The 537-nt window shown below is 51.0% G+C and carries 1 protein-coding gene; it reads right to left on the reverse strand.

Features of this window, described 5'->3' with window-relative positions:
• Positions 1-82: 82 nt before the first annotated feature.
• A partial coding sequence (locus AWU74_RS12880) for a hypothetical protein (protein ID WP_238580253.1) occupies positions 83-537 on the reverse strand: 455 nt, incomplete at its 5' end.

Genomic DNA, 537 nt, shown 5'->3' on the forward strand with positions numbered 1-537 from the left:
CTCGGAAGCAGTTCAATATCAAAGGCGGAATAAAGGAATTTTTGCTCTTCTTCAACGTCTAAATCCCGGTCGTCTAGGATACTCATTCGTTATCCCCCTGCTGCTTCAGTTTGGGCGGATGCGGGAGCGAATCGAGGTATTCGTAGACGGCGGCGTCAATGTCGTCTCCCGGGTCGATTAGGTAGCCGGCAAGGCTCCACCACGGGACGCGCATTATTGACAGAATACGAATGCAGTCGATTTTGAGCCTTTTTAATTTTGCAAAGATTTCGTCGTATGAGAGGTGCAAGAGACCTGCGCACTCGTCGGACGCATAGAAAACTTTGCGCCAAAACGCGCACTCCGGATTATTTGGCGGGTGAGCGCCGCGCCTGGTTCTGTCCGTATGTCTGCTATTTCTATATAATACAAAGATTTTGACGCTATGCCACGCCTGTATGCCGAGTTCTTTCAGAGAACTCGGACGTTCGGCTACCGCCGAACGCCTATGCCGCACCTGTATATTGCGAGTGTGCGAAGCAAACTCGCAACAAACCG

The organism is Treponema endosymbiont of Eucomonympha sp. (assembly GCF_001028545.1).